This window comes from Neobacillus novalis NBRC 102450 (genome assembly GCF_001591805.1).
Classification (GTDB): Bacteria; Bacillota; Bacilli; order Bacillales; family Cytobacillaceae; genus Neobacillus; species Neobacillus novalis.
The window spans coordinates 180241-205733 of record NZ_BCVP01000003.1; the positions used below are offsets into that span (position 1 = coordinate 180241).

The following is a 25493-nucleotide window of genomic DNA, read 5'->3' on the forward strand; positions in this document are numbered from 1 at the left end:
CCGAAAGTTCATCAAATGTTCATAATTTCCATTCACAACAAAAACCCACAACCTCTATTGATTAAGAGATTGTGGGTTTTTAAAGCTTTATCAGCCGGTATTGCGTAATCCTGCGGATATGCCGCTAATTGTAAGCAATACTTCGGTAAGAAGTTCATCGTTTGGCACATCTTGTTTACGCAATTCTTTAATTAGCTCTACCTGTAAAAAGTTTAACGGGTCAACATACGGATTTCGGCGATACACGGATTCTTTGATATTCGGAGTATGATCAAGTAATTCATTATCGCCTGTAATCTTAAGTAAAATAGCTTTTGTTTTTTCATACTCTTCAAGAATATTATTAAATATTCTTTCAGCGATTGCGGCATCCTCAACAAGTGTTAAATATTCTTTAGCAGTTGTTATATCTGCCTTCATTAATGCCATCTGAAGATTATCAATTGTCGATTGAAAGAACGGCCACTTCACATACATTTGCTGCAGAAGCTGCAAATGTTGTTCCCCTTTCGATGCAAAACTGGCCAGTCCTGTACCAGCAGCATACCAAGCAGGAAGCAGCTGGCGGCTTTGTGTCCACGCAAATACCCATGGAATTGCTCTTAAGTCTTCAAATCGGCCGCGATTTTTCCGGCTCATCGGTCGTGAGCCAATGTTTAAGTCACCTAATTCCCTTAATGGGGTTGCTTCCGTAAAGTAGGTAAGGAAATCCGAGTCTCCAAACACTAGCGACTGGTATTTAGCCAACGCAACACTGGAAATTTCCTCAATTGCCTTTTCCCAATCCGGTTCACGCAGCTGCCCATGTGCTCGTTCTTTAGAGACATGTGCTGCCGCCAGGAGCAAGGTTGATGTGGCCTGCTCCAAGCTGCGATAAGCGATATCCTCAAGCAAGTAACGGGAAGATAACACTTCGCCCTGTTCGGTAATTTTGACCCCATCTCCAATTGTTTCCGCTGGTTGGGATAAGATACTTTTGTTTAATGGACCGCCGCCGCGTCCCAATGAACCGCCCCGGCCATGGAAGAACTTCAAACCAATCTGATACCTCTTCGCCATTTCGTGAATTTCAATTTGCGCTTTATACAACTTCCAGTTAGCAGTTAACGTCCCGCCGTCTTTACTTCCGTCCGAATAACCAAGCATAATTTCCTGCTGATCGCCCAGTACTTGTAAATGTTTGCGGTAAACCGGCATCTCGAAAAGAGTTTCCATGATTTTTGGACCCGCGCTTAAATCATCAATTGTTTCCAGTAATGGCGCAACATGTAAATGACTTTCCAATATTCCATCTGCATGGAGCCGATAGATGCCAGCTTCTTTTGCTAAAACGAGCACCTCTAACAGGTCGCTTGGCGACTTTGTCATACTGACAAGATAAACGGAAATCGACCGTTTTCCGAATTCATCATGAGCCTTCTTTATCATTTGGAACACTTTAATCATTTCCTGTGTTTCCGCCGAGTAATCCTCATTTAACAATAGGAGCGGACGAGGGTCCAAGAGGATTTTTTGCAAAATCTCCATTTTTTCCTCTTCAGATAGCAGCGCATAATTATCAGAAATGCGGACTTTGCGCAGTATTTCTGTGATTGCTGCCTCATGCTCGCCGCTATGGTTGCGGATATCAAGCGTTGCTAAATGGAAGCCAAATAACTGTACTTGACGAATCAGCTTTTGAATCGTTTTTAATTCATGGGCAGCCGGGTGATGTTGATTCAGACTTCTGTTAATGATGGATAAATCCTCTAATAATTCTTCGGCAGATTGATAGCCTAGGTCTGATTTTCCAACTTGTTTTACCCGTTCAATCATCACGGCAAAGGCACGGCGATAGACTTCTGTTTTTACTGGCCATTTTTTCTCTTCGCTTAAAAATAAATCCTCTTGGCTCTCAAGGTATGAAAGAAGCACCTCACTAACCTCAACCCTTGTTGTCGAATGGCTATATCGTTTCATTAAATCAACTAAAACATTTTTATATTTTTTTAGAACGAGCCTTCTTTGCCGTTCTAATGTTTCCCATGTCACATCATGGGTAACGTTGGGATTTCCATCACGATCACCGCCAATCCATGAACCAAAACGAAGGAAATTAGGAACCTCCCACGAAGAGTGCGAATAATTTTTTTCAAGACAATTGGCTACTTCCTGATGAATTTCCGGAAGCACATCAAAAAGGGTTTGGTCAAAATAATACAGTCCGTTGCGGACCTCGTCCAAAACGGTTGGCTTATGGTGCCGTAATTCATCCGTCTGCCAAAGAATAGTCACTTCATTAAACAAACTTTCTTCAAGCTTTTTTTGTTCTCTGTTCGTTAGTAAGGGATGGTCTAGATTTTTTAAAATAACAGCAATTCGCTGTTGTATTTCAAGAATGGAACGCTTTGTTGCCTCTGTGGGGTGAGCTGTAATGACTAATTCAAGAGACAATGTATGTAGGATATTTTGAATCCTATCTTCTTTAATATTGTTTTCTTTAAGTGCAACTACCGCACTCTCAATTGAGGCTGGCTGCACAACAGAATCGTCTTGTAGATGGTAATGTCTCCTCCTGCGAATTCGGTGGTTCTGCTCTGCGGCGTTAATTAAATGGAAATACATTGAAAACGCTCGAATGACTTGTTTCCTCATAGGAGAACTTATGCCAGAAATTTCTTCTTTTAAGGCATCATAAATTTCTTGATCAAAATCAGCCCTTAGTGTTTTACACATCAGTCGTATTTTCTCGACCTTGTCAAATAGTTCTGAACCGCCATGATTGACAAGGATTTCGCCGAGTATTTTTCCAAGTAATTTTACATCGCGACGCAACGGAAGACTGCTGTCATTCAATTTCAAATCTGCTGCCATATCTTTCACCTTCTCTTTATCAAAAGATTCGCTTAATTTTTAACTATTAATATAACATATCTTATGAAACATGTTCAATAGTTAACTTACTTTATCATTTTAGGATAAAGAAAACTAGCCTTTAGGCGGTTCATGAGGCATAGTTGCACTTATGCCTCATGGGAAAGTCTTACTTTCCTATCGGCCAAAAAAGAAAAACCTGCGCGTCCAGCAAGTTTTCATCTTACTTTTACTATCTGTCCCTTCATGTTCTTCTTTTAAATTCTTCTAACTTTGAAGAGATGGCTGCAGCCACTTCTTCTGTAGTTTTAGGAATTGCTGTTTTAAAAAGTGAGTTGGCTAGCGTCCCTAGGGTCCCGCTGGCATTGATGTCGATGAAGCCTGTTATCCGTGTTTTATTTTTGTTAATTGCTTTTGCTTCAAAATACCCCTCACCAATATACTTTTCATTCGACCTTTTTAAATCAAAACTTACCCTAACTGGTTCATTCCACTCTTTAATATCAATCAATAAACGAACCTTTTTTTTCATAATGCCGAGGCTGCTCTTAAACTCCCAAGTAATTTGACGCTCATTTAGTTTTTCATGATGAATATAACCAGGTACAAGTGGTGCCCAATTATCTTCGTTCCTAACAAAGTTCCAGATTACTTCAATGGGGATATCTAATTCTAGATGTTGTAACTCGCTTGGCATTTGTATCCCTCTTCCGTTTTCGATATAAAAGACCCTCAATAGCTGAAGGTCTTTTAATAAGATATATGATAAATAATGTGATTATAGAAATTATTTTTTACGGAAGGCAAGAACAAGTGCCACTAGTGAGAGTAATGCTGCTGCACCTGATAATATCAGAGGAAGAGAATCGGACGTTTCATCCTCTTTCTCAGCCTCAGTTGTTTGTGCCTTATCTGTTTTTTCAGCATGTTCCGTTGTCGCCGTATCATGATGGTCGCTTGATGTCGAAGTCACAATATCTGTAACCGAATGTGGAGAATCAGAACCTTCTTCGCCTGTCCACTCTACGATACTGCCATCTTTGTAATATTGAAATGCATCCCAGGAAGCTTTTGCTGCTTTATCAGGATTTTTTGCCACAAACACAAATTGTTGGAATTGCCCTGGTAAAATCCCTTCTCCTGTTGCTTCAAATGTGAAGGTTTTTACTTTCCCAGCGGCATCCTTTTCAGAAGTATAAGTCCAGCCAGGAACCGGTTGATAAGACATTACCTCAACTCCCTCAGGTGCCTTTACTGTTACTTTCGTTGTAGCGATATCTTTTTCAACGGGAACCTTCAACGTGTAGGTTTCCCAGGCACCGGTTGCTGAGGTTTTCGGAGCAACCGTCACATGTGCACTAGCCATACTTGAAAAGAAAAACAAACTAATTACTGCTGGGATAAATACTTTTGAAACCTTACCTATCATTTTTTTCATTTCTATTCTCCTCGAATGTTTTTTTTATTGACTTCCCACCAAACAGCGGAAATCGGTATCAATGCTCTCCAATGAATTTGTTAGAACGTGAACATGAATGTTCCAATCACCAGCCATGCTGAAATGCAAACCTTGTACTTTGTATTTGCCTTCAGCAACTTTTTTTAAATCAACCGTTTCTTCCCCCATGTCCATATCAAGCATCGTAAAGGTTAAGTGAATTTGCTCAACGTCCTTGATGGCCCGTCCTTGACGGTCTTTTAAGGAAACCTCAAATAAATTTTCACCAGCAATATTAGGGGTTGCCCTTAATGTCACTTGATTACCATTATTCAGCGTTTTTGTTTCTTTAAATGGCCCGGGGGATTGCATCGCTGTTGGTAAATTGGTTAAAACGACGGAAAGAACAAGGATAACCAAACCAACAGAAAGTTCACCCCATAATGATACTTTCAGCCCTTTATTCTTATCCCTTTTTCCTTTTATAAAATTCACTGCTGCAAGGATAAGCATCAATAGAAACAAAATAACTTTACTAGATAAAACCTTTCCATAGTCCGTTTGAATAAGGGTTGAAGCATTTGGAACATGGAGCAGGCTGCCAAAAACCCCCGTCAAGGTTAACAGAAGAACTAGGATGATTCCCCATTTGGAGAATCTTTTTATCATTAGGAAATAATATTCTTTTGTTTCCGTGTTCTTTCGCAATGCCAGTAAGGCCACAAAGCCGATTAAACTTCCTACCCAAACGGACGCAGCTAGTAAATGGAAAAAGTCCATCGATATCGATAGCAGCGGATTGGTTTGTGTGGCAGCATGACTTGTTAACGCCTTTGTTAACAGTAACCCTGCCCCTAAACAAAAGCAGACCCACAAAATAATTCGTTTAGTAGCTTCTGCCATCCAGATAAATGACGTTATTAAACCAAGCGTTAGAAGGATTGCTGCTTGAAAAATCCAAGTTTGACCAAAGGTTGTGTTCACGATGATATTTTCTAAGAATTGAATACTAAGCACTTCATTCCAAGGTAAACCAGATTCTATTGTTGCTTCTAATGGTAGGCTTAACAAAATACTGAGAAAAAGTGCGACGAAGCTCGTAATGATGCCCTCAAGGAATGTTTTATTAACTAATCTGTTATCATGGATCGCTTTTGGCACTATTAACATGTAAAAAAACAAGAGCCCGAGATAGCAAGCGTTACTTATGTATTGCAGCCAACGAATAATGATAAGGTCTGCCTTAGGTGTATAGCCTGTCGTTTCATTCAGTCCAACATTGGAATCTTTGCCTTCAGTACCAATTTGAAAACCAATCACTCCCTGAACAGGATGGCCGTCACTTGAAACAGCCTTCCACTTGATTCGATAGGTTCCATCTGGAAGATTCGGCTTTAATCCGCTCTTTAGGATTGCAGGTTGACTGGGATCAACCCCGCCATTTTCTTTATCTACTCGATTTCCTTGTGAATCAAACACCTTGATTGAATTAAAAGCTGGCTGAATCGTTTCATTAAATTGAATCATTACCTCGCTAGGTGCTTTTTCAAGAATCTCATCTTCTAATGGTGTCGATTTTTTAATATACGCGTGTGCAGAAAAAATAGTCGGGAATAAAAATAGAAAAAGAGAAATGATCATAATGAATGTACCGAATTTTATTTTTAAATTCAATCTATCAATCCCCTTTAATTTAGGCGTTCATGATTACAAGAACAGCCCTTGCTGCCATTCATACGTTTTTCAATTTCTACGATTGCCTCATCAAAACGTAAAATAATGCCGCCAAATCCCCTTTGAAATTGTTCCGTTTGTTTAAGAGATCCAAATGTTAATACTTGTGGCTGGCAACAATTCAAGTTAAAATCAGTATCCATTAAGTAATAGGCCATTTTTGCACTAATCGTTGAATTCTGAAGGAAATCACGGCAAATAATTTGCGAAACATCCTTTTCAATATTCTTGTATCTTAGTAACCCGCAATGAGGGCAGCATAGCTGCTCGACTCTTGAATCATTGGTAATAATTTGAATCGGGTGACGGTTATGTAATTCCTTCAAACAATAACTGCAGACATTCGAAGGAGAATTCACGATAGGTGCTAAAGAAATTCCGCCGGAAGTTTTGCTAATCATATTTTCTTCTAATAATGGCTTTATATCTCGATACACCGTCATTTCAGATACTTGTAGTCGAGTGCTAATTTCTGAAATTGCTAATGAACCTTCTTTATCCAACCATTTTATAATTTGCTGCCTTCGTTCAATCGGTAACATTTTTATCCCCTTTCTCTCTAAATTACTCCCCCTTTGTTTTTAGTTTAATCAACATTATTAACATACACAATATGAAAACATGAGTATTTTGTGAATTTTTGATGAACAATCACATTTTCAAACATTAAATAACAGTTTTCTATTATCATTTACCATTTTATAACTTTTTAAACGAATAAAGAGAAAGACGGCGCCTATAAGACACCGTTTTTCTCTTTATTTCTTGACTTTATCTAGAGCGCGCTGGGCCTCTTTTTGTGCCTCTTTCAATGCCTTTTCAGCGGAAATCCCTTCGATTTCTACTTTGTCCGCAGCCTTTACGAGGGCATCGTATATTTTTCCGCCTGTAGGGTCAACAAACGGCGGAGTTGCCATCTGTGCCTGCAGGAGCGGTACTTTAATTTGCGGATTCTTTTCAGCAAATTCTTTATATGCTGGAACTTCCTCTGCAGACTTTCTCACTGGAATATACCCGGAATTAATGGACCAGTCGGCCATGTTTTCGGCATTAGTGAAAAACTTCAACCATTTAAATGCTGCCTTCTTTTCTTTTTCTGAAGCTAGGGCCGGAATGGCTCCCAAATGTGCCGCCGCGTGCGGGGCTGCCTGTTTTCCTTCCCAGCTTGGCTGTGGTGTTGCCGCAAGGATGGAGAAGTCTAAATCTCCCTGGTCGCCACTAGATCCAGTATAACCGGCAGCGCGACCTTGGATAACGTCATCAATCGTTTTGTACCAATATTCCCAGCCCTGGCCATCGTGGTGAATCGCCATTGTTTTATCATCATGAATTCCTTTTCTGAAGTATTCCCATGAATCAATCCATTCTGGAGAATCAATTAACACTTTCTTACCATCTTCGCTTAAATATTTCGCCCCATTACTAAGCGCGGCATCAATCAGATTATCTGGTCCCCACATTGGCTCCCATCCATAAACATCTGTCTTGCCTCCATTATTCTTTGTTAACTGTTTTGCTGCTTCCGCAAGCGATTCCCATGTTTTCAGCTTATCCTCTGAAATGCCTGCTTGTTCGAACATATCCTTTCGGTAATAAAGTACTTGTGTGGTTCCGTAAAGTGGCAATGCGTACTGTTCACCATTAATCGTTCCCTGCTGATAAAAAGCATCAATAAAATCATCTGGTTTGAAATCGGCATCGTCTTTGATGTATTCTGTCATCGAAGCTAAAGTTCCTTTTTTCGCAAAGGCATTCATTGGGTCGTTTTTAATTAGAACAGCTGCCGGGACTTTTTTCGCAGCAATGGCCGCTTGCAGCTTCTGCAGTGTTTCATCATATGACCCTTGCGCTACACCGATAACTTTCACTTCATTCTGGCTTTTGTTAAAGTCTTTTATTCGTTTTTCCACACTTTCGCCAAGTTTCCCGCCCAGGCCATACCAAAACTCAATTTCAACGGGTCCATCTGCGGACGATTTCGCGGAGGAACAGCCGGAAATCATAGACACTAGTAAAATAATAATTGCAGTAAATGAGAAAAGCTTTTTTGTTAACATATCATTTTTCCCCCTTTTATCCTTTTAGTCCCTGGTCACTAATGCCAGAGATAATCCATTTTTGAACAAATACGAACAAAATTAACAGCGGCAACACTGTAAAAGCGCTTGCAGCCATGATGAGCGGCCATTGCATTCCATAGGCACCCTCTTGAATAAAAAACTGTCTCAGCCCAGTGGTAATCAAATACTTACTTTCACTTCTGGTAATCAAGGTTGGCCAAAGGTAATTATTGTAGTTTTGCACAAAGCTAATTAACGAAAAAGTTATAAATGTTGCTTTTGTGGTTGGAAAAATAATTTTCCAAATGATGGTCCAGTGCCTTGCACCGTCAACCCGTGCTGCCTCGATCAATTCTTTCGGAACTTGCAGGAACGCCTGCCTAAACAGAAAGATCCCGAATACGCTGGCGGCATTGGATAAAATCAAGCCTGAATACGTATCTAGTAAATTGAAGTCTGCTAAAATGACATAACTTGGTACATATGTTGCAGCTACTGGCAGCATATAGGTAATCAGAATAATCGAAAATAGCAGGTTTCTCCCTTTAAATCTTAATTGTGTAAAGGCATAAGCAATTAAGGCGGAATTAATAACTTGGATCAAAACAATTGCACTTGCTGTAAAAATGCTATTAAAAATATACTGATCAAATGGTGCCATAGCCCACGCATCGGCAAAATGGTGCCACATTGGCTTATTCGGCCATAACGTGGGCGGAAATTGCCAAATTTCATCCTTCGTTTTCAGGGCACTAATCACCATCCACAAAAATGGAAAGACCATCGAAAAGCTGAAGAAAATTAACACTAAGTGCTTGACCCATATAATAGGTGCCTTTTTCAATTCCTAGCCCCCTTTTTGCTATTGGTAGTGAACCCATCGTTTTGAAAATATAAACTGTAACAATGAAAATGCTGCTGTAATCACTACTAACAAGATGGCGGTCGCAGTGGCTTTACCCATATTAAATTGCTCAAATGCCGTCTGATAGTAGAAATAAAGCATTGTTCTTGTACTTCCTGCTGGACCTCCCTGCGTTAAAACCTGAATCTGGTCATAGGCCTGGAGCGCATCAATGGACGTAATCACAATCAAAAACAGCGTGGTTGGTGAAATAAATGGGATCGTAATATGTAGAAATTGGCGCCATTTGCTTGCCCCATCCAATGAGGCTGCTTCATAAAGGCTGACAGGGACCTTTTTCAAGGCATTCAAATAAAAAATCATTGCCCAGCCGACACCTTTCCAGATACTCACGATAATGACCGCTGGCATTGCCCAGGTCGAGCTTGATGTCCATCCAAGTGCCGGAAGATTTAGCATGGTCAGGATCCAATTCGCCAAGCCCACATTCGGCTCATAAATCCACGACCAAACAATTGAAACGGCAACAGTCGGGGTAACCCAAGGTGAAAAGATTAATGTCCGGTATATCCCCATTCCCTTTCCATTTCCACTGACTAATAAAGCGAGCAAAAGTCCGCCTCCTACACAGGGAATGACCACTCCCATCGAAAAAACCACGGTATTTACAAGCACCGAATAAAACCCCGGGTCAGTTAGCAAGTCAGTATAATTACTGAAACCAACAAATTCATATTCCGGGCTGACGTAGTCCCAATCAGTAAAGCTAATGTACAAAGATTTACCCATTGGATAAATCCAGAATATGATGAGTGGAACGATTGCTGGCAGAATAAAGAGTAAAGGTGTGAGGGATAGTTTTCTTTTCGATCTCTTTATTGCTAATAACTGCTTATTTGGCTTTAGTTTTGCAGCAGGAACACCCAATTTCGACCACTCCTTTCAATTTATGAATAATAAGTAGTTATATATATTCATTTATTGAATGTATTTTTATCTTAACAGCGGTTTCCTTTCATGTAAACAAAAAATTTAAAAAAATTGTCAAATTTTCTGTATTGCTTGTCCAATGGGAAAAAATAAAAAACCGCCTGGGCATCCAAGCGGTTTTTATTTTTTGTTTTAAGATTTCAGGATTCTTCGTGCTTCCAATAGCCGTTGTAATCCGGTTGTTATTTCAACGCCGATAAAAATGGTTGTCCAGAGTACTAAGTGGGATTGAAATATGACCAGCAAAGAAAATAAAATGAAGCCTTCTGTTCTTTCGGCTAGTCCGGGCTGATAATAAAAGGATTTGTAGCTCTCTTTTTCGGATAACGCCCCTACAGTTAGGAAAATGGTCATTGTAAATATAATTGAAATCGCTAATAGGAGAAACAGCAGCAATATTTTTGGTTCAGGATGGCGAAGCGCCAAAGCAACGATGATGCCTGCTTCAACCACTCGATCAAAGGTAACATCCAAAACCGTTCCCCAAGATGAAGATGATTTACTTTTCCTTGCCATGCTCCCATCCACTGCATCCAAAAAGCCCGAAAGCCATAGAACAGCGACTCCAGCAATGGGCTGTCCAAAATATACAAGGACACTTGCGATAATACCGATAAAGAAAGCAATATAGGTTACCTGATTGGCACTTAAACCCATCTTTAATAAATAATCTGCTGTTTTTGAAATGATTGGCTGCACAACAGCACGTCCGTGAGTATCAAGCACAGTGCTCTCTCCTTCTCATATTACTCAGAATACCAATGTATTTGCGCGAACGGTACCCTGATTCTTATCTTTTCTTTGACAGTAGGGACTCTTTTCCACCCCGTCGTATTTACATCCAGTGATTGGTTACCTGCTAATACTGAAATCGAGTATCCCTCTCTACTCGGTCTTACTTTTGTGACGATAGCGGGAATCATACAGGTAAACTCTTCTCGAATGTCTTCGTCTTGATTGTATTCCCCAGCAAATAATTGCAAATGGTTGGGATCAATCCATCCCCTATTCAGTGTTGGCAGCACATTTAATTCACCTTGAAACCAATTGCTCCATTGCTCTTTGGAGAATCGATTTGGCAATGATAAAAACTGGGCAATTTTTTCAGAGTCAGGATTTTGAAAAATCTTGGAGGGTGTACCTATCTGCTGTAATCTCCCCTCCAATATAATCCCGATTCGATCGGCAACAGACAGTGCTTCATCTAGATAATGGGTTACCCATAAAATTGAAAAACTAAGTTTTCTTTGAAGGTCGTAAAGCCATTCAATCAAATCCTGTCTTAGCGTGGTATCTAAGGAAGCAAACGGTTCATCTAACAAAAGTAAATCCGGGTTTAAAATGAGTGCCCTCCCCAATGAAACCCGCTGCTGTTGACCGCCTGAAAGCTGATGAGGATAACGTTTTTCCAAACCATCAAGCTGCAGATTTTTTAAAAATTCACGCGCCGCTTTCTTTCTCTCTTTGGCTGGTATTCCCCTCACTTTCAATCCAAATGAAATATTCTCCAAAACAGTCAAGTGAGGGAAAAGTCTTGGTTCTTGAAATACAAGTCCAGTTGTTCCTGTCCCATTTTCCCATGTCTGCTTTCCCGAGGTAAATGGCAGCAGCCCTGCAATCCCCTTTAACAAGGTTGTTTTTCCACTGCCGGACGGGCCCATTAATACAAAAATCTCGCCTGAATTTATTTTTAAATCTATTGAATGAATAATGCTTTCATTATTGATTTGAATGTTTATTTGTTCTAATTGCAATATCTTCACCTCGGTTGATAAACTGTTTCCTTGAATTTATTCTCATAAGGAGAAAATACACCAACATAAGCACCAGAATGGGGACAAAGAATAACAGACTATAGGCTGAGACAATTGATGAGTTTCCACTGCTGGCAAACGGAAAAATAACTACAGGAATCGTAAGCATTGTCCCACCGCTCATAATCCAAGTCGGTAAATACTGGCTGAAAGAAATAACCATCACCAAAAAGCTCCCTAATAAAACGGCTGGAAGCAGCAGAGGCCATTCAATCCAGAAAAAGATTTTCGAAACACTAGCCCCTAAACTGGCGGCCGCTTCCTGGTACTTCGCTCCAATTAAGCGAAACTGAAACCAAATCGTCGCGACAAAATAAGGTAGGGTGATAATTAAATGAGCAAATGCTACACTTAAATAATCATTAATAAAATCCAATCGAATCGCAAAATCATACATACCCATGATGGAAACTGTGTAGGGAATAAATAGAGGGGCGAGCAGAATAGAAAACACGATCATTTTCCCTCTAAATTCATTTTGAGCTAATACCCGCGCTGCCGGAATCCCTAATACCATATTCCCCACAAGAGTTAGAACTGCAACAATCAAACTATTAAATAATCCTTCTCCTGCCCTTCCTGAAGCGGAAAAAAGGTACCTCCAAGAATCCATGCTCCATTTTTCCGGCAGGAGCAATGGCCACGGCCAATACTTGGTAAAACTCCAAATGATTAAAGGAACGAAGGGCAGAAGGAGAAAAAGACTAAACAACATGACAAAAAAAACAGTTATAATTCCCGGAGATTTAATCCTCTTCACCATATTCTTCTCCCTTTTTTAAACCAATCCATTTGAAAATAAATTAATAAACAACCTATGAGGAACGAGATAACAGCTAAGACGAGATTCATTGCAATCGCAAACGGCTGGCGTTCTAATCCGAATTGTGAATACTCTTGAAAAGCCAATACTGGGATGGAACCAAAAGAAGTCTTTGCCAGCAAGGCAGGAATTTCATACGCACCTAATGTAAAGGCAAAGACCACCCACATACCGCCGACCCACATTGGCAGTAAAATCGGAACAATGACCAATCGTACTGTCTGGGAAAATGAACCTCCGAGCACCTCTGCGGTTTCCTTCCAATCCGCGATAAGTTTTACAATAAAAGGATAGATTAATAAAACTATGAAGGGGACTTCCTTCCACATATACGCTAATATAATACCGATACCCCAGTCATCATGGATGAGGACTGGAAATGTTTCCATTGAATCCACCAAGCCAAGGCGAAAGGCAAGCCGCGAATACCAGCCGCTTTGCATGAAAACCTGCATTAATAGGTAAGCAGATAATAAATGAGGGATTCCAATTGGTAATTGGAAAATAATCTGGAGCCACTTCCATTTCCGGGAGCGCTCTGCCAAAAATAAAGCAGCAAGGAGACCCGAAATTCCTGATAAAATAGCTACTGCTGCCGCAATCCCTACTGTTACCATTATGGAGTGAAGAAAGGATTGGTTCATTAATTCCTTATAGGCCCAAAAGCGATTTTCTTGACCAGCCAGTGGCTGTCTTTCCAAACTAAGTGTCAAGGAATGGAATAATCCTCCAATAAAAAAGATAAGCATAAACAAAAGGGCTGGCAGGATTCCCAACAGCCCCTTATAGTTATTTATTTGATAGCCTTTTTTATTTATTCGCCACATTTTCCATCCATCCTCGTTCTAACCATTGGACATATTCAGCGCCTATCTCCGGGATTCGATGACTGGACAACTCTTCCTGTGATATGGTTGCAGAACCCCTGTCAATGGATTCCACTATATCTCGGTCTTTATCAGATAATCGTTCAACGGAAAGGGACATATTTTCCCCCCAATACTCAATCTCCATTTTTTTCATTTGCGTACTAGGTGACAGCAGGAAATTAATCAGTGTCATGGCACCATCCGGGTTCGGCGCATTATAAGGAATCCCAAGGAAGTGCGTATTGGATAACGTCCCCTTATCTAGGACAAACGTTTTTGTCGAGGCAGGGAATTCACCTGTTTTTATTAAGTTAGAAGCATTCGCTTCATCATAGCCCATCGTCATCCATACTTCACCATTTTTATATAATTGCTCTAACTGGGAAAGCGATTGTGGATAAGATTTCCCTTCCCGCCATAAGGATGGTTTCATTTCGTTTAATACGTTCCATACCTGGTCCGCTTCCCCTTTTAGCAATGCTTCATCATACTTGGATAAATAGGCATTGTAATCCTTGCTTTTTTCATGGAGTACATGACGAATAAAGGCACTCCCGGTGAAATCAGGCGGCGCAGGGTATGTAAATTTTCCCGGGTTTTGCTTTACCCAAGCTTGTAATTCATCAATTGATTTTGGCGGATTAGAGATCTTGTTTGAATCATATGCAAACACAAACTGTACCTTTCCCCAAGGGGCTTCATACCCTTCTGTTGGAAATCCAAAGTCATAGTTTATATCATCACTTTGGGTATCAACGTATTGCTGAAAGTTCGGCAGCTTCGATGTAAATGGCCCTAATAGCAACTTCTCCTGCTTAGCAGTTTTGAAATTTTCCCCGTTAATCCAGATAACATCCATTTCTCCAGATTTCTTATTTGCCCGTTTTTCCGTTTTCAACTTATTGATAAATTCCACTGCATCCATTGGATAGCGTTTCAATTCAATATTATATTGATCCTTTAATTGAGGAGCAACCCATTCATCAATATAGCGATTGATTCCTTCATCACCGCCCCACATAAAGAAATTTACCTTAGATCCTTTCGCCGATGCGGTAATTTCCTTCCAATCACTTTTTAAACTATTTTCTCCTACTCGTTGGGAGTTATTCTTCGTTCCAGCGCTGCACCCTGATAAAAATAGCAAAAAGATCGCTAAACACATGCTTAATTTTTTCATATCTATTCCTTTCTAGAGCATACATTTTGATTTACAGTCAAAATAGTCTTCCCACATTCCAATAAATAAGGATATGGCAAAAATAAAGCCATTAACAGGAAGAAATGATGACAGGTTAAAGGAAACAATCAAACTATAAAGATTGTAGCCCATTAGACCAGCTAACAACAGCCAGCGTAAATGCCAGAGAAGTCTTTGAACCGTTTTTGCCGTTTTAATTTTCATTCCTTGCTTTTCCTTTCCATTTATAAGGCAGCTTAATCATCGTTTCCGGAATATCAATCTCCTTTAAAAAATGGATTGCATCGAGAAGGATTTGCGTTTGCATATGCTGTTCACCCGCTCTGCCAAAGCTCCTCCCTAATGGAAACCGTAAATGCAATGACCTCGGAACCCTTACTTTCTTGGTTAATTCCGCTAAATGCGTAATCGAGATGGTTGGTATCCCCGCTTTTTCAAGAGCAAATTGAATCAATCCCACGGATTGATGGCAAATATATCAGCCGGGATTCAAGATAACCGCATCTACCTTATCTTCTCTCAGCTGTTTAAGAATGACCGGAATCGTTTCTTCTACCAGTGGTGTTGTATTAGGGATATAGCCCATTAAGCCGTAGTGTGTTGCGGCAGCATCGCCAATGATTCCATTCGAAGCCAATTCTTTTAAGCGGAATAACGGAAAGACACAATTCACATCCCGGTCGGCATCCGTTCGGTCAAAATGGGTATGGCTGATCATCAAATCTTCTTCTGCTGCCGCCTGAGGTATGAACCGGACGGAAGGATCTCCGGCCTCGACATCAAAAACGGGCTGTGTTTTCAAATGAACACCTGCCGTTGTGATTAGGGCAAACACAGCCTCATTGGCTGGTTTAGTAAACCTGGTAATCGGGATATCCCCTTTAATAGGCTGAACCATATGTTTGGCCTTTTTACTGACAATTGATTCAATCAACCGATTTCCGGATAATTTCACCTTTCCCCCACCTTTCTGCCATCCAAAATAACCCTCCAGCTACACTTGATATCGATACAAGGATAAAGAATAAAAGTGAAACCGTAACGGCGATTTCTTCTGAAACACCCAGCTCTTTAAAAAATAGTACATAACAGCCTTCGCGAACTCCTAAACCATTTACACTGATAGGGAGCATAGTGATGACCGAAATAAGTGTTATGATCATCAACAATTCTAGCCATGGTATATCGATACCCAGTGATAAAAACAATAAATCATTAATCCATGCAAGGCCAACCTGAAAAAGGATGGAGAGAATGGCAATGGATAACCACCACTTGATACCTTCCTTCCGATAATTTAAAGCAATTTCGGCAATTTTAGCAAGCTCCGTTTTTATCTTTGTGACCCATTCTTTTATTTTTGATTTAGGAGTTTGAGTAGCCACGCTAGTATTTTTCCTCTTTCCCTTAATCCAAACACTGATTAGGAAGGAAACTAACAAAATCGCCCCTAATACTAGTATGATTGGCAAGAGAAAGGATCTTGCTGATTCGATAAAAAACGAAGAAAAGATAGCGATAGCAACAAGCGCAGTCCCGCTTGTGATACGTTCAAATGCCACAGAGGCTGTTGCTATCGGAATTCCTGTGGTTCTGCCTAAATAATAAACACGGACGACATCCCCACCGACACTTCCTGGCAAAAAATTATTGAAAAATAAGCCAATATAATAGAAACGCCCCAATTTTAATACTGAGGCGTCTTGCTTTTGATCTTGATTTAATGAAGAGTCAACGAGCAATTTCCATTTCAAAATACTTGAGAGCACTGTTAGTTGGATAGCAATAAAGGCGGCAATGAAATAAACGGAAGACCCTTCCTTTACTGTCTCAATCACTTTGCTCCACTCCATTTTAGTGAGAATCCAATAGATTAAAATAGTGCTTCCTAAAATTCTTATGATTAACCCTTTTTTATCCAATTTAGCAGCCATTACCCATTTGCTCCTTGTTTCCCTTTACCTCTGGCCTGTAATTTGGGACGAAGAATCATACCGATGACGGCAAGAGCAATGACAATGGTAAAGATGAAAAACAATATTTTCACTGTGCTCGTGGCGTTTTGGCCAAGATAGGAATAGAGAATTGTCGCTGGTAACTGTCCTATTCCCGTTGCCCAGAAAAATTGCCAAAAAGATATCGAGGTCACACCAGCAGCATAGCTGACAAGGTCAAATGATACAATCGGAACAAGTCTGGCAATAAAGACTGCGTGTTTTCCATACTTTTCAAAAAATTGATCCCACCAATTTAAGGCTTTCTTCGTTACCATTTTTTCAACAACAGGTCGGCCTAACATTTTGGCCAAATAAAAACAAAGGACTGCCCCTGCCATGGCACTGCTCCAGGAGAGGACTGCTCCCCATACCCAGCCGAATAATAACCCATTCGTAAATGTGATGACAAATGCCGGAAGCGGTGCAATAATCGCTTGAAACACCATTAATAATCCTGAGACAACGGCGGCAAGCGGCCCAAATGAAAGTAGATAATCTCGAAATCCCTCTACATCCGCATCTTTCAAATATCCAGAGGCTTGATTAAATAAATCGCGGATATCACCCTGTCCCAAATATACTAACAAGAAGAGGGCAATTAAGCCATACAAAGACATCATGCCAAACTTTTGGAAACGTGATAATTGGTTCCATCCCGTTTTGGAAGCCGTTTTTGTTTTTGTTTTTTTACTGGACCATACAGCAAATGCCATGATGGCAATTCCGATTGGAATTAGGATGATGAGAAGGATGTTCATCCCATCAAGTGTTAACATTTCTTCTAAAAACAGTGATTTCCTTACTACATAAGAAGGGAGGATTGAAAAACTGCCCCCGGTAATCGTGATAACTGCGGTAACGGCCATACAAAGAATACTAATCACCACTGAGATACGAGCCGACTCCCAAATAGCAAATTTTTTTGCGTTCATAAACGTTGTTAAAAAATAAAACCATAAGCCAGTAAGCAGCGAAATTGTAACCATATATTCACTGTCAAAACGCATATCGAGCCAAGAATTTTGAATCAACAGGATAGCAATAGCCAATCCAATTAAAAAGAATAAAAATACCGCTGCGACTAATTGAATGAAGGCGCGAATAATGTTTGTCATCTTCTTCCCCTTATTACTTTTCTATTGAATACGTTAGAATAACAGGTGTTCCATCCTTAGGAAGCACTTTTGCATTACCATGGAATTCCGCATGGCCGCCATCAAACGTACCAACAGGCTGATTGGAATTACTGGTGATTCCTGCAGGACAGCTATCAAAGCACATATAGCAGCCTGTCATTTTGGCCGCTTGGACATCGTAATTGCCGCCAAAACGATAAACAATTTTTTTCCCGGTGGAATCAACCATGACATCATTAATATCATACTCTTTTTTGGCATCCGCCCAAGTAACTGTAACCAAAACTTGGTCGCCTAATATATATTTGCCGCCATCTTTTTCCTCAAACTCTTTGCTTGCGTCTCCACCCTTTTCAACTGCAGGGGTCCCGTCAATTTCTTTTAATGCTTCGTTAAATTTTAGAGGATTTGCATAGGCTGACAATACAGATTGATTGCCGTATTTACCCTCAACCCAGTTAAGACCGTGACGAGTAGGTGTAACAAGGTATTTCCCATTAACAGTAGCATAAACTTTTACGACTTTCTTTTCTTTGTCAATATAGATGGGATGTTCTTTCGTAACAACTTGTTCCGCATTCTGTCCCTCTTTATTTTCCGTATTTGTCGGCGAATCCTTGCTGTCTGAGGTAGATTTCGAACTGCATGCCGATAAAACAACCATGGCTAACGCAGCAAGAATTAGAAATTTAAATATGTGAGCTGATTTTTTCTTCATATAGCTTCTCTCCCTAATTGTGGAAAATATAAATATAAAGACCTTTGCGGTTTAAATTATATAGAAATATCCAGTTATTATAAATTCAATTAATCTATTATTTCAATGGAAATCAATCGATTTTTTGAATGAAAGCAAATTCAACATTCTTTATCAAACCGGAAAGAAGCCCATCTCAACGATGGACTTCTTTAAGTGGCATGAGTATTTATAATTCAGTTCGGATATCCCATAATTCCGAGAAGAACCGATGTTCAAGTACCTTTTTCAAATAATTTACTCCGGAAGATCCGCCAGTTCCCGGCTTGAATCCGATGATGCGCTCGACCGTCTTCATATGTCGAAAACGCCATTGCTGTAACCAGTCTTCAATGTCCACAAGCTTTTCAGCCAATTGATACAAATCCCAATATTGATCAACATTTTTGTATACTTCCAGCCACGCCTTTTTAACAGACGCATCGTTTTTGTAAGGAATCGAATAGTCTCGATTAAGGACCTCTGGATTAATATCGAATCCTGCTTTCGCAAGCGCTTTAATGGATACATCATAGATACTTGGCGCATGAAAGGCTTTTTCTAATTGACTGTGAAGACTGGGATCCTTTTTATATATCTTTAAAATATGGCTTGTTTTATAGCCAAGGGCAAATTCAATCATTCGATATTGATAGGATTGAAAACCAGAAGCCTGACCCAAGGAATCCCTAAACTCCATATATTCTGCTGGTGTCAGCGTGGAAAGGACATCCCAGGCAGATATGATTTGGGCTTGAATTTTGGATACTCGCGCTAATCGCTTAAAGGCAGTTGATAATTCATCCCGTTGTATGCATTCGATTGCAGAATTTACCTCATGGAGAATCAGCTTCATCCAAAGCTCGTTCACCTGGTGGATAATAATAAAAAGCAATTCATCATGATGATCTGATAATCTTACCTGACTAGACAAAATTTTGTCTAAAGATAAATATTCCCCGTAGGTCATCGTGTTTAAAAAATCAGTATGAATATTTTTTTCAGCATCAACTGCGGAATTCTCATTACCCTTCTTTTCATTCAAGTCCATTCACCCCTTAAAAGATATTGCGCTTATAACAAGCCATGTAATACAGGTAAGTTTATATAACTTTGGTATTGTTCATTATGGAAAATAGATTGCTTAACAATCATGGTTTCAGAATCTTCATATGGATTTTTTCCTGTATTGGTATTCGGAAAAGCAACAAATTTATTAGATGAGGTAATTGAAAACCGAATTCTACGACCTTTTTTAAAAGTATGAGCAATGTTTTGCAGAAAAATAGTGTATTTCTCAATCTTCCCTGGAGTGAGCAGTTCCGGAGCATCGTAGCCATTACGATATTTTGCCCTGACAATGTAGTCGGAGAGCCGAATCGAATTTCCGGTTTCATCAACCTCGCCTAAGGTCACAACCCAATCGGTATCGAGCCCCGTACTGGAAGCATAGATTTCAGCAGATAGTTCCCCGGCAATCGCCACGTCTTCCTTTAGAACCTCACTTGTATAAACGAGAATATCATTTCTAATTTCAAATTTATTGAGAATTTCCGGCTCTCTTTCACCGCTGAATTCAAACGGATGATTGGGATTATAAATAAATGAATCTTCTGGTGACGCATCTGGCGGTGAAGTCCGTAACACACCATCGCCATTGCTGGAATTGGCCTGCCCATTACTTGCTAAATAAAATTTTGTTACAGTCGCCTCTTCAGGTGTCCAATTGTTGGACGTCCTCCATTCATTATCTCCTACAACATAGTAGGTTGCTCTTGGTTCGTGATCAATCCCATTTTCAATCCCTTTTAAAAAGCGATCAAACCATCTAAGCACCATGACATCATAATCATAAACAACGGCATCATTGCTAAAACTAGCACCTTGATAATCCCTCGCCCTGTTTGGATTGTGTTCCCAAGGTCCCAGCCAAATTTTTCGATTAGCAACATTGTGTTCGGTTAACATTCTCCACGTTTCAGAAACGCCCGGGCTATCGCCATCATACCAACCCGAGATAACAAACATGGGAACTTTTACTTGGTCACCTCGTTTGGAAAACGTACAATTCTCCCAAAATTCGTCATACTCAGGGTGTTCACTCCAAATATCCCATGGACCTGAATTCTTCCCAATGATTTTTTGCGGAATTTCCTTAATCGGCCTAGCATCGACTGCTTCCTCAACACTCACTGTTTGCCCCGCAAATATTTCAAAATCCGTTCTAGTGCCAACTGATTGCGCTAATGTCCAACTTAACAATGGCCAGGAACAAACGGTTCCACCTCTTCTTACTGTATCAATGAAGGGGGAACCAACATTTACTTCATCAACCACCGCTTTTAAATTTGGATGACCGCTTGTTGCCGCTGACACAGCGACATAGCCCAAATAAGATGCTCCCCACATCCCAACATTTCTGTCCGACCAATCTTGATTGATGATCCAATCGATTGTGTCACTGCCATCATCTCGTTCATGATAAAATGGCACCAATTCTCCCTCCGAATCAGCACGTCCCCTTACATCCTGGTTCACTACGGCATAACCTTTGTTAACCCATCTCATTAAAAATTCTTTTTTCCCATTCCTGTCATAACACGATCTTATTAGAATGGTCGGTACCTTTTGACCCTTTTCAATCCCTTCCGGCAGATAGACATCAGTTGCTAATTTAATCCCATCTCTCATTGGTATCAAATAGGTTCCACAATCATTAATTCCATAATCAGGTTTTGATAATAACGGGTCATCGTAGACAACTAGCGGTGTCAGTTTTTCAAACCCGTCTTTTACGATGATTTCCATTCCATTTCGATTTGGACAGACAAAGGCAATGATTTCTCCTTCAACAGTAACGATATCTAAGGCTGTATCATTTCTAAATGCCCAAACCTGTGATGTAAGCTGTTGCCCTCCTATAGCTGATTGATATGTAAGATGTTTTTTATATAAATCACCATTTTCTAAGACAACTTCATCCTCTATCCATTGCTCCTTTAGATAATGCTTGATATTTTCATAGACTTTTTGAAAAGGAAAAATTGCTTTAAGGTTTGCTGCTTTTTTCTCTTCCTGCATTTGTGTTCTTTGACGCCTGTCTACTTTTGCATGCATGATGTTTTTTTCAGTAAAGTGAATTTTCCCCTCGTACACACCTGCACAATAATAATTAAAAATCGTTGTATTTAAATAACTGCTCATTTTTCCAACCCCTCCTGTTTTCCATGTTTTATCCACAGACTTCTTCAAATACCCTCAACCAATTACCGCCGATAATTTTTTGGATTTCTGAATCTGCATAACCTCTAGCAATTAACCCTCTAGTAAAATTGATAAAATAGCTGTATTTTTCTAGTCCAATGATGCTTTCGGTTGACGGACCATTGCCCTTGGCAAACCCTAATTTAGGAGCAATGTTTTCCTTAAAATAAATCAATGACCATGTCACATCACTCATCGGCCAATCCGTACCTATCCCAACATGGTCAACACCTACCAAATTAATGATGTAATCAATATGATCTAACACATGGTTAATTGTCGTTTGATTAGGATCATCGTGTATAAACCACGGCATCGCAAAGACACCAATCACACCACCCGTATTTGCAATCGCCTTAATCTCCTCATCGCTTTTACAGCGCATATGATTGAAAATATTTTCAACCCCGGTATGCGAGGCAATCACTGGTTTCTTGGAATAGCGACATGCATCAAGAGTCGTTTGTTTTCCGCAATGACTTGTGTCTACAATGATTCCGAGCTCGTTAAGCCGTTCGATAAAGTTAATTCCGAAATTGGTAATGCCGGCATTTGATTTTTCAGCACAACCCGCTCCTATGTAATTTTGTGTATTATAAGTTAGTTGGAGGACCCTCAAACCAAAGTCATAGAGTGACTCGAGTAATTCTAAATTTGTTCCTAACCCATGTGTTTCTTGAGCGGTAATAATACCAGCTTTAAGATTTTGCTGTTTAGCTGCTCTAATCTCATCAGCAGATACCGCTTTGCTTAACCAAGCAATTGAATCAAACTGTTGTTGTACTTCTGCCATACTCATAATGATACTTTCAAGACTTGATAAATTTAATTGTCTATTTCCAGCGGTAATTCCTGACTGGTACCATTCATCTTTAAATTCAGGAATCTCGTCATTCACAGACATCCTTGAAATCAACTTACTTGACATTCCACTATATGTCATCATGTCGTCTTTAAAGGGTTCGCAGCGATCCTTTAGTTTGTTTGAAATTTCTTCTGGAATTGCACTTGGTGATAACGGGCCTTGAAATAGCATATCGATAATAATCGAATTTTCATGGAGCAGTAATGCACGTTCTTCTTCCTCATTTGTTAAGTCAAATTTGAACAATCCTTGTTTACAATTAATCATCATTCATACCGCCTTATATCGAAATTTTCGTGCCTTTATTTAACCTTACTGCCTCTTGATAAATAAAATTAGCTGCTGCCAAGTCTTCAATTGCCAGCCCCAGCGATTCAAAAATGGTAATACTGTTCTCCGATTTTCTCCCCTCAATTTGTTTGGTTAACAGCTCTCCAATTTCTCCAATAATATGAGTTTGATCAATCACTCCCTCTTTTAATGGGATAAGATAATCTCCCGATTCATTGATTGCTGATTCTAGCCGATCAACATAGAACTTTGATTTTTTAACTAAATCAGTATCTAGTTCTCTATCATTTGGCTGACAAGCTCCGACTGCATTCACATGTGAACCAGCTTTAACCCAATCACCCTTTAGTATTGGTACTTTCGAAGCGGTTACAGTACAGATGATATCGGCATCATAAACCGCCTCTTTTACTGAATCACAAACTTGAATTGGCACCTTGAATTTTTGAACCATTTCTTCTTGAAACAATAGCGATTTTTCTTTCGTGGGGCCCCAAACTTTTACTTGTTTAATCTGCCGAACTAAAAACATTGCTTCGAGATGACTCCTAGCCTGCTCACCTGTTCCTAAAATACTTACAATCTCTGAATCTTCCCTAGCTAAATGATTAGTGGCAATGGCACTTACCGCTGCCGTTCTTATCGCGGTTATTTTTTCCCCATCCACAATCGCTTTTAACCTGCCGTTAGTTGAGTCAAAAATTAATACAGCTCCCTGATGTGAAGGCAGCCCGTCCTTATTATTTTCCGGATAAACCGTTATAATTTTTGTGCCCACTACTTTTTCTCTCTTCCAATATCCCGGCATTTGCCCTAAAACATTTCCCTGTTCAATCGGGAAAACAGACCGTAATTCTTGGATTGCTTCGTTCCTTGTTAAATCTGCCAATACTGTTTCCAGCACTTCCACACAGGATTTAATGGTCAATAACTCTTGTACCTCTTCCTTACCTATTGCTAACATAAAATTCACTCCTTGCATTTATCCTTTATATTATTTATTAGCCCTAACTTTTTTTCATTTGAATTCATTATATACTCAGTTTTCAAAAAATTAAATTTTATTTCAATAATAATAAATCTTAGAATACATAGAAAAACCCGAAAAATAGACAAGATTTTCATCGTGTCCATTTTTCGGGTTAATGATCTTTTTCAATCAGGCTTCATTATTTAGTAGTAAGTGCGTCAGTAACTAATTCAGGAAATTTTCTTTAATTCCTCTGTTAGTTTAAGGAATAGCTCCTTATTTCCGTCTTGTAATGTTTGGTCGATTTCCTTGCGGATTTTCTCCCGTTTGAATTCAAGGAGGGCATTTTTAAGGAACATTTCTGCTACTACAGAATCTGCGTTCTCATCGGAATGTTGTGGTGAATTTAATAATTTCTTTTCCATGGAAATCAACTCCTTAAGCTTTTTTTCATTATACAAGGAGTTTTCTAAAAATTCAAATATTTTATTTTGGAAATTCAAAAAAAAATTGGTAATAAGAACATCATTTTTTCTATTTTCGCTTTTACAATACCAACATTTTTAGTGTAAGGACCTGAAAATGGGGAATATTATATTCAACTATTTTAGATAGGGGCAGGAGGAAAAATCTAATGGAACAAACTGAATCAATTGGTTATCTGCCAGTAAATAACATTAATGTTTATTATGAATTTTATCCTAATCAAGCATCGGATAAGACGTTTGTTTTATTGCATGGGTTTCTGTCTTCCACTTTTACATTTCGCCATTTAATCTCACTTTTGAAAAAGGAGTACCAAGTATTATCTGTTGATCTTCCCCCTTTCGGGAAAAGTGCGAAATGCAATCAATATGTCTATTCTTATAAAAACCTTGCCCAAACCGTCATCAAACTAACTGAATCTTTCGGCTTAAAGAAAATGACTTTTATCGGTCACTCAATGGGTGGACAAATTGTTTTAAATATTCTTCACATGATGCCTGAGCTCGCTGACAAAGCAATCTTACTTTGCAGCTCCGCTTACCTAAAACGGTCAAAATTGCCGTTAATCCTTACCAGTTATATTCCGTATTTTCATCTTTTTGTGAAATACTGGTTTGCTCGAACAGGCGTGAAAAAAAATCTCCAGGACGCCCTCTATAACCACTCGATTATTAATGATGAAATGATTAACGGCTACCTGCAGCCCTTTTTGGAGGATGAAATTTTCGTGGCCCTGACGAGAATGATTCGACACCGCGAGGGTGATCTTCCGGCCGAAGTCCTTCACCAAATCAAAACACCGTGTCTTTTATTATGGGGTGACCATGATAATTCGATGCCGCTTAAAGTCGGCGAAAAGCTTAACAAGGACTTGGTTAACTCTGAGCTGATTGTTTTAAAAGAGACGGGCCATGCCCTCCCAGAAGAACGTCCTAACGAGGTGTATGAATATATAAAAAACTTTTCAGGAAATTTTCAATTGGCGGCCGATTAGTTAGTACTTGGTTCCCTTAACTTAATAAAAAACCACTAAGCTTGTCATTCAGAACAACAAGTTTAGTGGCTTAAACAAAAAAAGGAAAGACAGGACGGAAAGCCCGA

General features: G+C 39.6%; 24 protein-coding genes. 1 reads left to right on the top strand and 23 read right to left on the bottom strand.

Translation table 11 applies throughout. The annotated features are described in order from the left end of the window. Positions 1-90: 90 nt before the first annotated feature. The 23 genes from ppc to BANVL01_RS01980 all read right to left on the bottom strand — a co-directional run bounded on the left by ppc (position 91) and on the right by BANVL01_RS01980 (position 24331). On the bottom strand, positions 91-2853 hold the full coding sequence (ppc, locus tag BANVL01_RS01865; protein WP_066084669.1) for a phosphoenolpyruvate carboxylase: 2763 nt from the start codon (positions 2851-2853) through the stop codon (positions 91-93). 244 nt (positions 2854-3097) lie between these two features. After that, positions 3098-3550, bottom strand: a complete 453-nt coding sequence (locus BANVL01_RS01870) for an SRPBCC family protein (protein ID WP_066084666.1) — start codon at positions 3548-3550, stop codon at positions 3098-3100. A 90-nt stretch (positions 3551-3640) separates the two neighbouring features. Beyond that, positions 3641-4282, bottom strand: coding sequence for a YcnI family copper-binding membrane protein (locus tag BANVL01_RS01875; protein ID WP_425311861.1), 642 nt, complete (start codon positions 4280-4282; stop codon positions 3641-3643). 33 nt (positions 4283-4315) lie between these two features. Next, a complete protein-coding gene (locus tag BANVL01_RS01880; RefSeq protein WP_082804836.1) occupies positions 4316-5965 on the bottom strand; it encodes a copper resistance CopC/CopD family protein in 1650 nt (549 codons plus the stop codon). Positions 5966-5979: 14 nt separating this feature from the next. Continuing rightward, positions 5980-6567, bottom strand: coding sequence for a DeoR family transcriptional regulator (locus tag BANVL01_RS01885; RefSeq protein WP_066084660.1), 588 nt, complete (start codon positions 6565-6567; stop codon positions 5980-5982). Positions 6568-6783: 216 nt separating this feature from the next. Beyond that, positions 6784-8082: an ABC transporter substrate-binding protein gene (locus BANVL01_RS01890; RefSeq protein ID WP_066084658.1), complete on the bottom strand. Its 1299-nt coding sequence runs from the start codon at positions 8080-8082 to the stop codon at positions 6784-6786. 16 nt (positions 8083-8098) lie between these two features. After that, complete coding sequence (locus tag BANVL01_RS01895; protein ID WP_066084655.1) at positions 8099-8929, bottom strand: carbohydrate ABC transporter permease; 831 nt, start codon at positions 8927-8929, stop codon at positions 8099-8101. Between the two features lie 18 nt (positions 8930-8947). Continuing rightward, positions 8948-9829, bottom strand: a complete 882-nt coding sequence (locus BANVL01_RS01900; protein WP_066096279.1) for a carbohydrate ABC transporter permease — start codon at positions 9827-9829, stop codon at positions 8948-8950. A 243-nt stretch (positions 9830-10072) separates the two neighbouring features. Then, the gene (locus BANVL01_RS01905) at positions 10073-10666 is read right to left on the bottom strand and encodes a CDP-alcohol phosphatidyltransferase family protein (RefSeq protein WP_066084649.1); all 594 of its coding nucleotides are present in this window, start codon (positions 10664-10666) and stop codon (positions 10073-10075) included. 20 nt (positions 10667-10686) lie between these two features. Further along, positions 10687-11694: an ABC transporter ATP-binding protein gene (locus tag BANVL01_RS01910; protein ID WP_066084646.1), complete on the bottom strand. Its 1008-nt coding sequence runs from the start codon at positions 11692-11694 to the stop codon at positions 10687-10689. Continuing rightward, on the bottom strand, positions 11660-12517 hold the full coding sequence (locus BANVL01_RS01915; RefSeq protein WP_066084643.1) for an ABC transporter permease: 858 nt from the start codon (positions 12515-12517) through the stop codon (positions 11660-11662). The genes BANVL01_RS01910 and BANVL01_RS01915 overlap by 35 nt, the downstream gene beginning before the upstream one ends. Then, the gene (locus BANVL01_RS01920) at positions 12511-13404 is read right to left on the bottom strand and encodes an ABC transporter permease (protein WP_066084640.1); all 894 of its coding nucleotides are present in this window, start codon (positions 13402-13404) and stop codon (positions 12511-12513) included. The genes BANVL01_RS01915 and BANVL01_RS01920 overlap by 7 nt, the downstream gene beginning before the upstream one ends. After that, positions 13388-14626, bottom strand: a complete 1239-nt coding sequence (locus tag BANVL01_RS01925; RefSeq protein ID WP_066084638.1) for an ABC transporter substrate-binding protein — start codon at positions 14624-14626, stop codon at positions 13388-13390. Before BANVL01_RS01925 ends, BANVL01_RS01920 begins: the two co-directional genes overlap by 17 nt. A 12-nt stretch (positions 14627-14638) precedes the next feature. After that, positions 14639-14851 (bottom strand): hypothetical protein, encoded by a 213-nt coding sequence (locus BANVL01_RS01930; RefSeq protein WP_066084636.1) that lies wholly within the window; start codon positions 14849-14851, stop codon positions 14639-14641. Further along, entirely contained in the window at positions 14841-15602 is a 762-nt protein-coding gene (locus BANVL01_RS28520) for a glycine/sarcosine/betaine reductase selenoprotein B family protein (protein WP_244888965.1), read from the bottom strand. The genes BANVL01_RS01930 and BANVL01_RS28520 overlap by 11 nt, the downstream gene beginning before the upstream one ends. Beyond that, positions 15574-16581 (bottom strand): lysylphosphatidylglycerol synthase transmembrane domain-containing protein, encoded by a 1008-nt coding sequence (locus BANVL01_RS01945; protein ID WP_066084633.1) that lies wholly within the window; start codon positions 16579-16581, stop codon positions 15574-15576. The genes BANVL01_RS28520 and BANVL01_RS01945 overlap by 29 nt, the downstream gene beginning before the upstream one ends. Then, positions 16581-17759: a TVP38/TMEM64 family protein gene (locus tag BANVL01_RS26495; protein WP_082804837.1), complete on the bottom strand. Its 1179-nt coding sequence runs from the start codon at positions 17757-17759 to the stop codon at positions 16581-16583. The genes BANVL01_RS01945 and BANVL01_RS26495 overlap by 1 nt, the downstream gene beginning before the upstream one ends. Positions 17760-17772: 13 nt before the next feature. Further along, a complete protein-coding gene (locus tag BANVL01_RS01955; RefSeq protein WP_066084632.1) occupies positions 17773-18498 on the bottom strand; it encodes a YdjY domain-containing protein in 726 nt (241 codons plus the stop codon). 208 nt (positions 18499-18706) lie between these two features. Continuing rightward, a complete protein-coding gene (gene kynA, locus BANVL01_RS01960) occupies positions 18707-19561 on the bottom strand; it encodes a tryptophan 2,3-dioxygenase (RefSeq protein WP_268874904.1) in 855 nt (284 codons plus the stop codon). Between the two features lie 29 nt (positions 19562-19590). Continuing rightward, positions 19591-21720 carry a CocE/NonD family hydrolase gene (locus tag BANVL01_RS01965; protein ID WP_066147677.1) on the bottom strand — a complete coding sequence of 710 codons (2130 nt, stop codon included), beginning with the start codon at positions 21718-21720 and terminating at the stop codon, positions 19591-19593. A gap of 28 nt (positions 21721-21748) precedes the next feature. Beyond that, positions 21749-22912, bottom strand: coding sequence for a dipeptidase (locus BANVL01_RS01970; protein ID WP_066084630.1), 1164 nt, complete (start codon positions 22910-22912; stop codon positions 21749-21751). A 13-nt stretch (positions 22913-22925) separates the two neighbouring features. Further along, complete coding sequence (locus tag BANVL01_RS01975) at positions 22926-23900, bottom strand: ornithine cyclodeaminase family protein (RefSeq protein ID WP_066084626.1); 975 nt, start codon at positions 23898-23900, stop codon at positions 22926-22928. A 236-nt stretch (positions 23901-24136) separates the two neighbouring features. Beyond that, positions 24137-24331, bottom strand: a complete 195-nt coding sequence (locus BANVL01_RS01980) for an IDEAL domain-containing protein (protein ID WP_066084623.1) — start codon at positions 24329-24331, stop codon at positions 24137-24139. A gap of 209 nt (positions 24332-24540) precedes the next feature. Here BANVL01_RS01980 and BANVL01_RS01985 point away from each other — a divergent pair, with 209 nt between their 5' ends. Next, entirely contained in the window at positions 24541-25386 is an 846-nt protein-coding gene (locus BANVL01_RS01985; protein WP_066084621.1) for an alpha/beta fold hydrolase, read from the top strand. Positions 25387-25493: the final 107 nt, after the last annotated feature.